Annotated in this window: 11 protein-coding genes; 8 read left to right on the top strand and 3 right to left on the bottom strand. The window is 57.0% G+C overall.

The features are described 5' to 3' along the window. Positions 1-337: 337 nt before the first annotated feature. The 7 genes from K1T73_RS15970 (at position 338) to tnpC (ending at position 12,085) form a co-directional block, all read left to right on the top strand. Positions 338-3,598, top strand: a complete 3,261-nt coding sequence (locus tag K1T73_RS15970; protein ID WP_220601651.1) for a helicase-related protein — start codon at positions 338-340, stop codon at positions 3,596-3,598. Beyond that, positions 3,595-4,266 carry a DUF4391 domain-containing protein gene (locus K1T73_RS15965; protein WP_220601650.1) on the top strand — a complete coding sequence of 224 codons (672 nt, stop codon included), beginning with the start codon at positions 3,595-3,597 and terminating at the stop codon, positions 4,264-4,266. The genes K1T73_RS15970 and K1T73_RS15965 overlap by 4 nt, the downstream gene beginning before the upstream one ends. A 19-nt stretch (positions 4,267-4,285) precedes the next feature. Next, a complete protein-coding gene (locus tag K1T73_RS15960) occupies positions 4,286-6,319 on the top strand; it encodes a site-specific DNA-methyltransferase (RefSeq protein ID WP_220601649.1) in 2,034 nt (677 codons plus the stop codon). Position 6,320: 1 nt separating this feature from the next. Next, positions 6,321-9,422, top strand: coding sequence for a type III restriction-modification system endonuclease (locus K1T73_RS15955; protein WP_220601648.1), 3,102 nt, complete (start codon positions 6,321-6,323; stop codon positions 9,420-9,422). A gap of 264 nt (positions 9,423-9,686) precedes the next feature. Further along, positions 9,687-10,055 carry an IS66-like element accessory protein TnpA gene (gene tnpA / locus K1T73_RS15950; RefSeq protein ID WP_220601647.1) on the top strand — a complete coding sequence of 123 codons (369 nt, stop codon included), beginning with the start codon at positions 9,687-9,689 and terminating at the stop codon, positions 10,053-10,055. Beyond that, positions 10,052-10,399 (top strand): IS66 family insertion sequence element accessory protein TnpB, encoded by a 348-nt coding sequence (gene tnpB, locus K1T73_RS15945; protein WP_220601646.1) that lies wholly within the window; start codon positions 10,052-10,054, stop codon positions 10,397-10,399. The genes tnpA and tnpB overlap by 4 nt, the downstream gene beginning before the upstream one ends. A 60-nt stretch (positions 10,400-10,459) precedes the next feature. Further along, positions 10,460-12,085 carry an IS66 family transposase gene (tnpC, locus tag K1T73_RS15940; RefSeq protein ID WP_220601645.1) on the top strand — a complete coding sequence of 542 codons (1,626 nt, stop codon included), beginning with the start codon at positions 10,460-10,462 and terminating at the stop codon, positions 12,083-12,085. Positions 12,086-12,154: 69 nt separating this feature from the next. On the opposite strand, the gene K1T73_RS15935 is transcribed toward tnpC, so the two are convergent. Together K1T73_RS15935 and K1T73_RS15930 are read right to left on the bottom strand one after the other, a co-directional pair. Continuing rightward, a complete protein-coding gene (locus K1T73_RS15935) occupies positions 12,155-12,460 on the bottom strand; it encodes a hypothetical protein (RefSeq protein ID WP_220601644.1) in 306 nt (101 codons plus the stop codon). 66 nt (positions 12,461-12,526) lie between these two features. Then, on the bottom strand, positions 12,527-12,892 hold the full coding sequence (locus K1T73_RS15930) for a helix-turn-helix transcriptional regulator (RefSeq protein WP_220601643.1): 366 nt from the start codon (positions 12,890-12,892) through the stop codon (positions 12,527-12,529). Positions 12,893-13,173: 281 nt separating this feature from the next. On the opposite strand from K1T73_RS15930, the gene K1T73_RS15925 reads away from it, so the two are divergent. Next, a complete protein-coding gene (locus K1T73_RS15925; protein ID WP_220601642.1) occupies positions 13,174-13,449 on the top strand; it encodes a hypothetical protein in 276 nt (91 codons plus the stop codon). 173 nt (positions 13,450-13,622) lie between these two features. Here K1T73_RS15925 and K1T73_RS15920 read toward each other — a convergent pair whose 3' ends face one another. Then, complete coding sequence (locus K1T73_RS15920) at positions 13,623-13,772, bottom strand: hypothetical protein (protein ID WP_220601641.1); 150 nt, start codon at positions 13,770-13,772, stop codon at positions 13,623-13,625. Between the last annotated feature and the right edge of the window lie 137 nt (positions 13,773-13,909).

Genomic DNA, 13,909 nt, shown 5'->3' with positions numbered 1-13,909 from the left:
AGGCCATCCGCGAAATTACACCAACTTGACGGACGTGACCCGGGCGGCTTGATACGGGTGCGAACGTCCGTTGGTATATGCCCGCGTAGTATTTGGCGGCCCGATTGTCGAAGTCGGTCGTATATTCTGCTCCGACCTCCCGTTTCAGGCAACTGATCGGCAGACCGAAGAGCCCTCGGCCAAGCATGCAGAGGTCCTCAACCTCAGTGCCGACGACCTCGCAGAGATGCGGGCCTTCCGAGGCTGGTCAGAACCGGCGATTCGAGACGTTGCGCTCGCCAGCACAGGCTATAGTCTGAGACAAACGCAAAAAGACTTGAAGAACATGAGGTAGAGGGTGCGGATCGTTGATAATGTGACGACTTTGCTTGGCGACGACCTAAAATCGTCACTCCAAGGTGCCGATCGTCTATCGATCGCCGCTGCCTATTTTTCAATTTATGCATACGAAGCGCTAAGAGACCAACTCGAAGAAATCGATGAGTTTCGGTTTATCTTTACATCTCCAACGTTTGTTCCAAACGGTGCGGTAGACAAGATTAGAAAAGAGCGCCGTCAGTTCTTTATTCCGAGTGAGATAAGAGAGGGAGCAGTATCTGGTGGTGAGTTTGAAATAAAGCTTCGCAACAAAATGACACAGCGGGCGGTTGCTCGCGAATGTGCAAATTGGATTCGAAGGAAAGCTCGTTTCCGGTCGAACGCCACAAGCGCACCCATGCAGCAGTTTGCTCATGTTGGAACGCCGGCGAGCGACACCGCCTATACGCCTCTTTCTGGCTTCACCGCAGTGGACCTTGGTTACCAAGCCGGGGATGCCCTTTCGAGCCTCTCGCAAGCTATCGACGAACCACAGTTCACAAAGACTTACCTCAGCCTGTTCGATCAATTGTGGTCCGATGGCGAGAAGCTTAGTGATGTGACGTCACAGGTTTTGGATCATATCGAGTCCGTTTATCATGAGAATGGTCCCGAAAGAATTTACTTCGTTATCCTCTACAACTTGTTTTCAGACTTCCTCTCGGAGGTAGACGAGGATGTGTTGCCAAATGATAAGACCGGATACCAGGATAGTTTGGTTTGGAAGAAGCTCTTCAACTACCAGAAGGACGCCGCGGTAGGTATCATTAACAAATTAGAAACTTACAATGGGTGCATCCTCGCTGATAGCGTAGGGCTCGGCAAGACTTTCACAGCTCTGGCGGTCGTAAAATACTATGAACTTCGAAATCGGGACGTTCTGGTTCTTTGCCCAAAAAAGCTTGTGGACAACTGGAGAAACTATAACGCAAATCTCACTACAAACATATTTGCGAAGGACCGTTTCCGGTACGACGTCCTCTGCCATACTGACTTATCGCGAACTTCTGGAGAGTCTTTTGGCATGCGACTCGATCGTATTAACTGGGGAAACTATGACCTTGTTGTAATTGATGAATCCCACAATTTTCGGAATAATGATGTCTACAAGGATCGCGAGACCCGCTACCAGCGATTGATGAACAAGGTGATCCGCTCTGGGGTCAAGACCAAGGTCCTGATGTTGTCCGCCACACCGGTCAACAATCGCTTCACCGACCTGCGCAACCAGCTTGCTCTGGCCTACGAAGGGCAGTCAGATGATTTGAGCAAGAACCTCCGGACGAAGACATCTGTCGAGGAGATTTTTCGACGAGCCCAGATGGCATTCAATGCTTGGTCGGAGCTGCCCCCCGAGCAGCGGACAGCCGCAACCATCTTGCGGAAGTTAGACTTTGACTTCTTTGAGCTTCTGGATGCCGTGACGATTGCCCGATCTCGCAAACACATCGAGACCTTTTACGATACTGCAGATATCGGAAAGTTTCCGGCTCGCCTGCCGCCCTTGTCGCACCATCTCCCGATCACGACCCGCGAAGACATCATTGGCTTTAATGAAATTTATGGCCAGCTGACTGGTCTAAAAATGGCAGTATACGCGCCTGTCAACTACATCTATCCGAGCCGCGTCAGGAAATACGAAGAGCTCTACGACACCAGGACCGAAGGCGGAAAGGGCACACTCAGACAAGCTGACCGTGAACGAAGCTTGCAAGCCCTCATGACGACCAATCTATTGAAACGGCTTGAAAGCTCGGTTCATGCCTTTCGCATGACACTGGGATCCCTTTCGAAGAACATCGAGAGCACCTTGAAGGCCATCGCTCGTTTTGAGGCTTTGGGTGGCTCCGACTCCATCGTGGAGCTCGAAATCGACGAAGAACTCGCCGAAGAGGATGATGATCTCTCAGGTCTTTCAGTCGGGAAAACCGTGAAGATCGCACTCGCCGACATGGACGTCAAAGCCTGGAAGCAGGAGCTTTCAGCCGACCAGATCATCATCGATGGCTTGATCGTCGAAATGAACCGGGTTGAGCCGGAGGACGACGCGAAGCTGCAGCATCTGGTCAACGAGATCTCGGGAAAGATGGCCGAGCCGCTCAACCCCGGGAACCGCAAGGTCATTGTATTCACGGCTTTCGCTGATACGGCGAAGTATCTCTACGCTCAGCTGGCACCTCATTTTGAGGATTCGGCAGGCGTTCATACTGGCATAGTCACCGGGACAGGTAATCCCAAGACAACCCTCGGAAAGCCGTTCGATTTTCAGTCCGTTCTGACGCTGTTCTCACCGGTCGCCAAAGAGAAGGACAAGATCCTCCCGGACGAGCCGACTGAACTCGACATCCTGATCGCAACGGACTGCATTTCCGAAGGTCAGAACCTTCAAGACTGTGACTACCTGGTCAATTACGACATCCACTGGAACCCGGTTCGCATCGTTCAACGGTTCGGACGGATCGACCGCATCGGCTCACCGAACACCTCGATCCAGCTGTCGAATTACTGGCCGGACATTTCCTTGGACGAGTATATCAACCTGAAGGAACGGGTTGAGAACCGGATGCATATTGTCGATGTGACCGGCACCGGGGAAGACAACGTTCTGACGGCCAAGAGCTCGGAGACAGCCTACCGCAAGGAGCAGCTTCAGCGCCTCCAGAACGAGGTGATCGAGTTGGAAGACGTGAAGACCGGGATCTCGATCACTGATCTTGGGCTCAATGACTTCCGCATGGATCTCCTCAACTACATCAAGGAGAACGGCGACCTCGCAACAGTGCCGAACGGGCTGCACGCCGTGGTGCCTTCCGACGCGAAGCGCGGACTGGTCCCGGGGGTTATTTTCGCCCTGCGCAACATCCATGACACGGTGAACATCAACCATCAGAACCGGCTCCACCCATACTACCTGGTCTACATCTCGGAAGACGGGGAGGTGGTCGTCGACCAGACGCAGGTGAAACGTCTGCTCGACCTCGTGCGCACCAGCTGTAAGTCACACCCCGCTCCTGTGAAGGACCTGTGCGAAGCCTTCAACGCGGAGACCAAGGATGGCCGGAGCATGGAGAAATACTCCGCGCTCTTGAGTGATGCTATTCGCTCGATGATCGAGGTGAAGGAGGAGCGTGACATCGACAGCCTGTTCGCAGGAGGCCACACTTCAGCCCTGACGCATACCATCGCGGGCATCGATGACTTCGAGCTGATTGCCTTCATTGTCGTGAGAGACCAGCTTTGACTGCGCTCTTCCGATATCCCGACCAGGCTCAGCTGAAGCGCGTGGTGCCGAAGGCCCGCATCTACGACGCCGTGGGCGCGAGCACAGCGCTGAAAGACCGCTTCGTGAAAGAGTTGGACCAGATCACCTGGGCCTACAAGCTGGCGCCGGAGACGATCCGTTTACCTGCCACCAAGCAGGTGCCGGAGATCCAGGTGTTCCGCCTGACGCTCAAGACCACAGAGTTGCACCCCGACGTCCTGCGCGCGATCGATCGCGCGGTCCCCTTCCCGTTGATCTTCGAGCTTCGTCGGGATGGTCAGATACAGGTCGCCGCGGCCCGCAAGCGCCCTTCGGAGGCAGACAGCGCCAAGTGGGTGCTGGTTGGGGAACACCTGCGCAGCGCGTGGTTGCCGGAAGAGACAGAGTGCGCGGCCCTGCCGGTGTCGCTGAACCTCGGCGGACTCTACGATCAGCTGCTCACGGCCCTGATGCCGATTGAACCGGCTGCGGAAGAGGACATCGACGCGAGCCTGGAGAGGCTCGAGGCGATCAAGGCCAAGGAGCGCGAGATCAGCCAGTTGAAATCAAAGATGAAACGCGAGACGCAATTCAACATCAAAATGACGTTGCATGGACAGCTGCAAGAGGCGCAGAAGGCCCTTGACCATTTGAAAAAGCCCGACTGAACAGGGTGGAGGAACGAGCATGAGCGACGACAACCAAGTGCAACCGGTGTCTTTCGAAGGTGTCGAAAAACTGAAGATGCACAGCCCGGACCTGACGCAGGACAACATCGCCAAGATCCGTGCTCTTTTCCCCGGCTGCGTATCCGAGGCGCGAGACGAAGACGGCAAGCTGGCGTTGAAGGTAGACTTCGATCAACTGCGGCAGGAGCTATCCGATAACATCGTTGAGGGGCCTCAGGAGCGTTACCATCTGAACTGGCCAGGCAAGCGTGAGGCCCTGATCACGGCGAACGCGCCAATTGCCAAGACCCTCCGCCCGTATCGCGATGAGAGCGTAGATTTCGACACGACCCGCAACTTGTTTGTTGAGGGCGATAATCTTGAGGGATTGAAGCTGCTTCAGGAGATGTATCTTGGCGACGTCAAGATGATCTATATTGACCCTCCCTATAACCGAAAAAAGGGAGAGAACCTCGTTTATCGAGACGATTTTATTGGAAACACCTTCGAATTTCTTTCCCAGTCCAACCAAATCTCATCAGACGGTGAGCGACTCGTGGCCAACACTGAGGCTAACGGACGCTTTCATTCGGACTGGTTAAGCATGATGTATGCAAGGCTGCGCATATGCAAGAACATTCTTGCGAAAGATGGGGTGGTAGTCATTTCGATTGATGACTCTGAAACCTCAAACGCGCTTCAGATTTGCTACGAAATATTTGGTGAATCTAACTTTGTGGGGACACTAATTTGGAAAAATGCAACTGACAATAATCCCACTAACATCGCGGTAGAGCATGAAAGCATTCATGTGTTTGCTAAGAGCAAACAAGACCTTGAAGGCGTATGGCGAAGTTCCGTGTCTGCGATCAAAGATGTCCTGAAGTCTGTCGGCGATAAAATTCTCTCAGAAGCCTCCACACAAGAGGAGCGGCAATCTGTATACACTGACTGGTTCCGAGAAAATAAGTCACAATTGGGCCCACTCGATCGATACAAATACATCGATGAGGGTGGAGTATATACTGGAAGCCAGAGCGTTCATAACCCGGGGAAGGAAGGATATCGGTATGACGTTCCGCACCCTATTACCGGGGAACCCTGCAAAGAACCACTTATGGGATACCGCTTTCCTCAGGCGACAATGGAACGTCTTCTCAGAGAGGACCGCATCCTCTTTGGAGAGGACCACACAAAAATTGTTGAGTTGAAAGTATATGCGTCAGAGTTTAGCGACAAACTCTCAAGCGTATTCGATCTCGACGGAAGAACAGGCCCCTACGACCTAAAAGAGCTATTCCCAGAGGGACGAAAGGTCTTCTCTAATCCAAAACCGGTTTTGCTTCTTGAGAGACTGATTTCCTTCACCACATCCGAAGGACATATATGCATGGACCTATTTGCTGGGTCGTCGACGCTTGCGCATGCGTTAATGGCTCTTGAAGCTGACGAACCCAAGGGGCGAAAATTTATAAGCATGCAATATCCTGAGCGGATCAAGCCAGACAACAAGGATAGCAAGGAAGCTTATAACTTCTGCATGGAAGCTTCATTGGAGCCAACAATATCTGAAATATCCAAAGAACGCATTCGCCGCGCAGGTCAAAAAATCCTCGAAGGTGAGTGCCATCCCGACTGGAACAAGGATGTCGGATTCCGCGTCCTGAAGATCGACAGTTCCAACATGGCTGACGTTTTCTACACACCGGATGCGACGTCGCAAAAAGACCTCCTCTCCAGTGTCGAGAACATCAAGCCCGATCGCTCGCCCGAAGACCTGCTCTTCCAGGTGCTGGTCGATTGGGGCGTTGACCTGACCCTGCCCATCAGCAGTGATACCATTGATGGCAAAACCGTCTTCAGCGTCGCGGGCACCGCCCTGATGGCTTGTTTCGATGACGGCGTGGACGAAGCATTGGTCAAGATGCTGGCAGAGCGCCAGCCCATGCGCGTGGTGTTCAAGGACACCGGCTTCAAGGACGACGCGACCAAGATCAACGTGCGCCAAATCTTCAAATCCCTCTCGCCTGACACCGAAGTGAAGGCAATCTGAGATGAAGATCAAGTTTAAGTCCCAGCCCTATCAACTCGACGCCGTCAACGCGGTGGTCGATTGCTTCAAGGGTCAGCCACGGCAGGACAATCTGAAATACACCATCGATCCCGGCGACACTCGCCAGATGCGGTCGACCGAGGATGGCTTCGGCAACGCCGATATCAAGCTGCCCGACGACGTGCTGCTGGAGAATGTCGTGGCGGTGCAGCGTGGCGCTATGCTGCCCCAATCCCAGTCACTGACGAACTACGTCGATGCGAATGGCAGGGCCAAGCCGGCCACCTACAAGCCAGGCGCCAAGCTGAACCTCGATGTCGAGATGGAGACCGGCACGGGCAAGACCTACGTCTACATCCGCACGATGTTCGAGCTGCACAAGCGCTATGGCTGGTCCAAGTTCATTATCATGGTGCCCAGCGTCGCGATCCGCGAAGGGGTAGCGAAGTCCCTGCAGACGACCGCCGAACACTTTCAACAAGAGTTCGGCAAGAAGATCCGAGCTTTCACCTACGATTCATCGCGTCCCCATGATCTTGAGGGCTTTTCGTCCGATGCCGGGATCAATGCGATGGTCATCAATGTTCAGGCTTTCGCCGCATCTCAGAAGAAGAACGCCAGTGAGGCGGCTCGGCGAATTTACCGAGAGCTTGATGATTTTCAATCGCGCCGACCGATCGACGTGATCGCCAAAAACCGACCGATCCTGATCCTCGATGAGCCGCAGAAGATGGAAGGCCCTGAAACTCAAAAGGCTCTGCCCGAGTTCAACCCGCTCTTCATTCTCCGATACTCGGCAACGCACAAGACCGTGCACAACAAGGTCCATCGCCTGGATGCCGTGGACGCCTTCAACCAGAAGCTGGTCAAGAAGATCGAGGTCCGCGGGATCGAAACCAAGGGCCTGACCGGCACCAATGCCTACCTTTATCTCGAAGGTATCGACATTTCGAAGTCGGCTCCCGTGGCTCGGGTCGAGCTGGAAGTCAAGACTGGGAGCGGCATCAAGCGGGTCCTGCGCAAGCTCGAGAAGGGGCGCGACCTGTTCGACGTCTCAAAGGGGCTGGAGCAATACCGCGGCTTCGTCATCTCTGACATCGATGCCAGAGACGATACGCTGCACTTCACCAACGGTGACGTTCTGTCGGCCGGGCAGGCCTCCAACGACGTGACAGAGGATGACAAGCGCAGGATCCAGATCCGGGAAACCATCGCGGCCCACTTGCGGCGCGAACAAGCGCTCTTCGCCCGGGGCGTGAAGGTTCTCTCCCTCTTCTTCATCGACGAGGTCGTCAAGTATCGCGACTATGAGCGGGAGGACGAAAAGGGCGAATACGCGCGCATCTTCGAAGAGGAGTATGCGAACGCCAAGGACGAAATCCTCGACGAACTGCCTCTGGAGAACGAGGACTACCGCAAATATCTGGCTGACATTGACCATGCCAAGACCCATCGCGGCTACTTCTCCATCGACAAGAGGGGACGCATGACGGACCCCAAGGCCGCTGCGAGGGGCGAATTGCAGGGGCAGTCGACGGAACCCAGCGATTACGATCTGATCCTGAAAGACAAGGAGCGCCTGCTGTCGTTCGACGAGCCGACGCGCTTCATCTTTTCTCACTCCGCCTTGCGCGAGGGCTGGGACAACCCGAACGTCTTCGTCATGTGCATGCTCAAGCACAACGAGAGCCAGAACACAATTTCTCGCCGGCAAGAGGTTGGGCGCGGCCTGCGCATATCGGTCAATCAGGTTGGCGAACGCATGGACTTGCCCGCGACGGTTCATGACATCAACGTTCTGACCGTGGTGGCGAGCGAGAGCTACAAGGGCTTCGTGTCTGGCCTCCAGCAGGAGATCGTCGAGAACCTGTCGGAGCGCCCGAGGGCCGCGAACGCCGCGTATTTTGAAGGGAAACTGCTAAAGTCGGAAGACTCCGAACTGAAGGTCGACAAGGCGTTGGCTGGCAAGCTCGAGTTTTACCTGATCAAAAACGGTTATGTCGACGAAGACCGAGCCATCACCGCGAAATATCATGAAGCTCGGAAATCCGAGACACTGGCGCAGTTGCCGGAGGCGTTCGCCGGCCACGAGGAGGAAGCATTCAAGCTCGTGGACACGGTGTTCAACGGCCAGAAGGTGGCCGACATGTTCAACGATGGCCGCGCGCCGAAAAAGAACCCACTGAACGCCAACTTTCACAAGCAGGAGTTTCAGGAGCTCTGGAGACGCATCAACCGAAAAGCCGTATATCAGGTCGAGTTCGAGACCGAAAAACTGATCCAAAGCTGCGTCACAAGCCTGGATAAGAACCTCAGGAACATACCGGCGCTTCAATACCTGGTCACCGAAGGCACCTTGAACGACGGGGTGACCGACGAGGATCTCCGCAGCGGTCAGGCATTCGCGCAAGGCAGGGTCAGGTCCGAAACGGGGCAAAGCGCTCATTCAAGAGTAAGCTATGACCTGGTTGGAAGTATCTCCGAGGCTACGAACCTGACGAGACGGACGATTGGAACCATCCTGTCCCGTATCGAACCGGCAATCTTCGGCCAGTTCAATCGCAACCCGGAACAATTCATCGCCGAAGCTGCGCACCGGATCAATGAGCAGAAGGCGGGAGCGATCGTCGAACAGCTCACGTATAGTGCGATCGAAGAAGAGTATGACTCCGCGATCTTCACGGCGGGCGAAACCGGGAACGACTTCAAGAAGGCGACAGACAAGCTGAACCACCATGTCTACGACTACGCGATCGTCGACTCCGACGTGGAGCGACGTTTCGTCAGGGACTTGGATACGAGCAGTGAGATTGTGGTCTACTCCAAACTGCCAAGAGGGTTCCTTATTCCCACTCCGGTTGGCGACTACAATCCGGATTGGGCGATCGCCTTCAAGAAGGACGAGGTGAAGCACTTGTATTTCGTCGCGGAAACCAAGTCCGAATATCCGTCGATGAAAATGCGCGAACTTGAGCAAACAAAGATCGAATGCGCTCGAAGGTTCTTTGCCGAAATCGGCGAAAAGATCGTGCAGGATAAGGTGAAGTACGACGTGGCGACGAGCTACGCTGACCTCATGAACCTGGTCAGGGAAGCAACCTGAACACGCAAAACTATTGGAATCCCAAGTCGTCACGCTGTCTTCATGTCACGCCTCTCCCAGCCTTGATCATTGTTCAGCAATGCCGGGGCTTGGTTCATTGCGTCCGTATCCGGGTCTCCTTGGCCGCGCGACGAGCCGATGCCAAGTGGATGATATCAATCCAAAAGTAACCGCCCGATTGAGGCCGCCTGCCTGACGGCGGGGTTCCGAGCTAAGACACGTGCATAACGACGTCCTTAACGACGTGTCTTATTAGGAGGGGCCATGCTGGGCGAGGTTCTGGGCGTTGAGCGGCGCCGGCGGTGGAGCGAAGACGAGAAGCTCGAGATCCTGTCGGAGGTCGGCGTCGGCGGTGCGTCGGTGACGCAGATCGCTCAGCGCCACGAGATCACGCGCTCCCAGCTCTACGGCTGGCGGCGCGATCTGAAGAAGAAGGGCCTATGGTCGCGGGATCGCGGGGCCGTTTTCTTGCCGGTGGATTTCAGCGGGACTCAGGCGCGGGTAAGCGCATCCGCGCCGTCACGGTCTGGCCCTGTCGAACTGCGGCTGAGCAACGGCCGCTGCCTGAGGTTCGACAGCGGCATGGATGGAGAGGTGCTGACCCGATTGATCCGGGCGGTGGAAGCGGCATGATCGGACCGGGAACGGGGGTTCGCGTCTACCTGGCCTGCGGGCCCACCGACATGCGCAAGGGGATCGCCGGTTTGGCCGCGCTCGCCCAGGACGTCCTGCGCCAAAACCCGGCGAGCGGCGCGGTCTTCGCGTTCCGTGGGCGCCGGGGAGATCGGCTGAAGCTTCTCTACTGGGATGGTCAGGGCTTCTGCCTCTACTACAAGGTCCTGGAGCGAGGCCGCTTCCCGTGGCCCGCCGCCGGAGACGGCGCCGTGAGGCTGACCTCGGCGCAGCTGGCGATGCTCTGGGAAGGCATCGACTGGCGCCGTCCGGACTGGGGTGCGCCTCCGGCCCGGGTGAGCTGATACTTCTCTCAACCCCCTTGTTTTACTGGTTATGGACCGCACGGGATGGTAAGGTCCCGCATGTCCGAAGCCGCCTCCCTTCCGCCTGACGATCCTGCCAAGTTGCGCGCGATGATCGCCGCGCTCGAGGCCGAGAACGCGGCCATGCGGGCGGAGACGACACGGCTTACGGCCGTCCTGAAGGCGCACGAAGCCCTCGTCCAGGCGCTCCAGATCCGGATCGCCAAGCTCCAGCGACAGAAGTTCGGTGCAAGCTCGGAGAAGATCGAACGCGAGATCGAACAACTCGAGCTGGCCCTCGAGGCACTGGAGGTCGCGGCTTCCGCCGCCCGGGAGCCCGAGGAGGAGCCCAAGGCAGAGCCCGCAGTCGCGGAACCTGCTTCCATGCGGCGCAAACCGAAGGTCTCGGAGGCAACGCCCCGCGAGCGCATCGTGCTCGACCCCGGCGATGCCTGCCCCGACTGCGGGGGCGAACTGCGGCTCGTCGGTGAAGACATGAGCGAGATCCTCGAGCTGATCAGCGCGCGGCTGAAGGTGATCGAGACGGCGCGCCCGAAGAAGTCCTGCCGGAGATGCGAGAAGATCACCCAGACCCCGGCGCCTGCACGCCCGATCCCGCGCAGCATGGCGGGACCGGGCCTTCTGGCGCACATCCTTGTCTCCAAGTTCGACGATCATCTTCCCTTGTATAGACAGAACGAGATCTTCGCCCGCATGGGCGCGGATATCCCGGCCTCGACGCTCGTCGACTGGTGCGGCCAGGGTGTGCGGGTGCTCTCTCCGCTCGTGGCGCGGATCAGGGCTGACGTGATGACCGCCGACCGCCTCCATGCCGACGACACCCCGGTGCGAGTGCTCGACCGCTCCAAGCGGCTCGAGGGACTGGGAAAGGGCGTGAAGGAGGGCCGGATCTGGACCTACCTCCGGGATGACCGGCCCTGGGGCGGGACTGCGCCGCCCGGCATCGCCTACTTCTTCTCACCGGACCGAAAGAGTGCGCATCCGCACCGCCATTTGGCCGAGTTCAGCGGCATCCTTCAGGCGGACGCCTATACGGGCTTCAAGGCGCTTTATGAGCCAGATGCCACCGGCGCGATGCGCATCCGCGAGGCCGCCTGCTGGGCACACCTGCGCCGGGACTTCCACGATGTCTGGACCGGCACCAAGTCGGAGATCGCCCGGGAGGCGCTGGACCGTATCGGCGCGCTTTACGACATCGAACGCGAGATCACCGGCTGCTCCGCCGAAGAGCGGCGACGCGTTAGGCAGACCCGCACGCGCCCGCTGGCGGAGGACTTCAAGGCGTGGTCGGAGGCCCAGCTCGGCCGGGTCTCCGGCAAGAGCGCACTGGCCAAAGCCTTCCGCTACGCGCTCCGCCGCTGGCCCTCCTTCACGCTCTTCCTGGAGGACGGCCGCGTGGCCATCGACAACAACCCGGCCGAGCGTGCGATCAAGCCGGTGGTGATTGGTCGGAAGAATTGGCTCTTCGCCGGGGCCGATGCCGGGGGTGAAACCCTCGCGGAAGCCATGACGATCATCGAAAGCGCGAAGCTCAGCGGCCACGACCCCGAAGCCTACCTGGCAGACATCCTTGCCCGCATCGGAGATCACAAGATCAATCGCCTCGACGAGCTGCTGCCGTGGAACTGGGTGCCACAATCCAAAGAGGCAAAGGCCGTCGCTTGAGCTGCGGTCCTTACCGGCCGGTTACATCCAAAAACTGGCCGATGCCCGAGGAAATACCTGCATCGAAGGTCAATAGCGGCTGTAGTCAGCCTCGGAGCCGAACTCGTCCTGGAGCCGCTCCGCCAATTCGTCGAGGTCCTCCTCGTCCAGGTCGACGCCGATCTGTCGGCTAAAATCGATAGCGCCACTGATATCGAAGCCTTCGATGAATTGCCCCTCGGACCTGAGGTCATGCAGGAGCGAAGCATAAGTCCGCCAGCCCAGGAATCTTGCGACGATTTCTGGTCGATGTCCGGCTTTGGCGTGTGGGATCGAAAGAGCCGCTTGTTGTTTTAGTCTCTTGAGACGGTCGAGTGTCAATAAGAAGCCAGTCATGCTAATTTCTCACAAGTATTTCGCGATTGGGTCACAATTCGATCGCGACCAAGAGTTGGGGGGCAGTCATTTCGCGGTGACCTTCTTCGCGATATCGAAAAACGCTTGATCCTGCGATCCTGCCCTCACGGACATGCCGACCTCACGCCCATTGCTCCAAAAGGACACTCCGGCCTTTTCCAGAGCGCTTAGCATCATTTCGATACTCTCCTGGCGAATGGGTGCGCCCCGATCCTTGATCCCCAGTTCCTTCAGCGCCTCTTTTCGGATCTTCTCGGCTTTGCTTTCGATCCTCTTGACGGTGGCGGAAGACACTCCGGCGTTGTCCGCCAGGTCGTCCTGTGACCAATGCAACGCATTTCTGCCCGCCTTCAGGAGGCCGATGGCCTCACGGCTCATCGAGATTTCGCCCTTTCTTGCCGTTCTTGCCATTGCTTCACCTCCAGAAGTCAGCCCCGAGAGCATCGGGAAACGCATGTGGAGCACGAGTGGAACTGGTCATACCTTGACGCAGGTCACCGAATCGAGCTACTTGAAGTTTGCCGATATTGACGCGAGAACTCAAGCTTCGCGTCTCGGGAGCCGGTGCCGTCGAGCTTACTCAGACAGCTTGATGACACCGCCGCTCCCGGACCTCAGCGACCGGCTCGAGCAGATGTTCGAGTCAAATGGTTCAAAGGGTCAAAACAAATTCAGGGACTTAGGAGTTTGAAATGACCCTTTGCGAGGAGCAGAGCGGCGAAGTCGAGCGCGCGCTCAACAGAACCGAAGCGGCCGCGGCCTTGGGCATATCCGTCCGCTACTTCTTCGACATTCGGAAAAAGTTCGAGACGGACTTCGCCGTCTGCGAATGGCGCGGCCGCCGACCCGTCTTCTACCGCGCTCACATCGAGGGTCTCAGGGAGGCAATGACATGGACAACGAAGGGAGATTGTATATTTGACAAACCCGCGACCTTGAGGGTGCCGCTTAGGCGTATGGTTCCTTGAGACTACAGAAAAGCCAAAGCAATAGCATTGCCGCGAACGGATTTATGACCAAGGCGGCAACCTGCCAGAGTAGGCGATCTTGGCCACGGCGTTCGGCCATATCTCCTACCAGCGCGAACAACTGCCAGATGAGCCATAGCCCCCCGATCAGGAAGAGGACCGCGACGATAGCTTCAATCATCTGATGTGGCTTTCGGCTCGTCCTTCGGCTTCTGCTTCACCAGCTCCTTAAGCCGTTCTTCAAACCGCTCCTCGTCGTCGTCCGTCTCTAACTGGCGGGCGGCTTCCTTGAAGCGGTCTAGTTGGGATTTCTCTTTCTCCATGCGCACAGGATAGCGCTGTTCTCTCGACATAAAAAGGGGCGACCCGAAGGCCGCCCAAGGCAGGTTTCATACAGGCTTCCCGCCGCCGAACCGCTAACGCCTAGCCCGGTTGCGCCCAATCATCGTCTCAGCTTAGG

The sequence above is a fragment of the Roseovarius sp. SCSIO 43702 genome (assembly GCF_019599045.1).
Classification (GTDB): domain Bacteria; phylum Pseudomonadota; class Alphaproteobacteria; order Rhodobacterales; family Rhodobacteraceae; genus Roseovarius.
The sequence above is the reverse complement of the archived record's forward strand: the minus strand, read 5'-3'. Positions and strand labels throughout refer to the sequence as shown.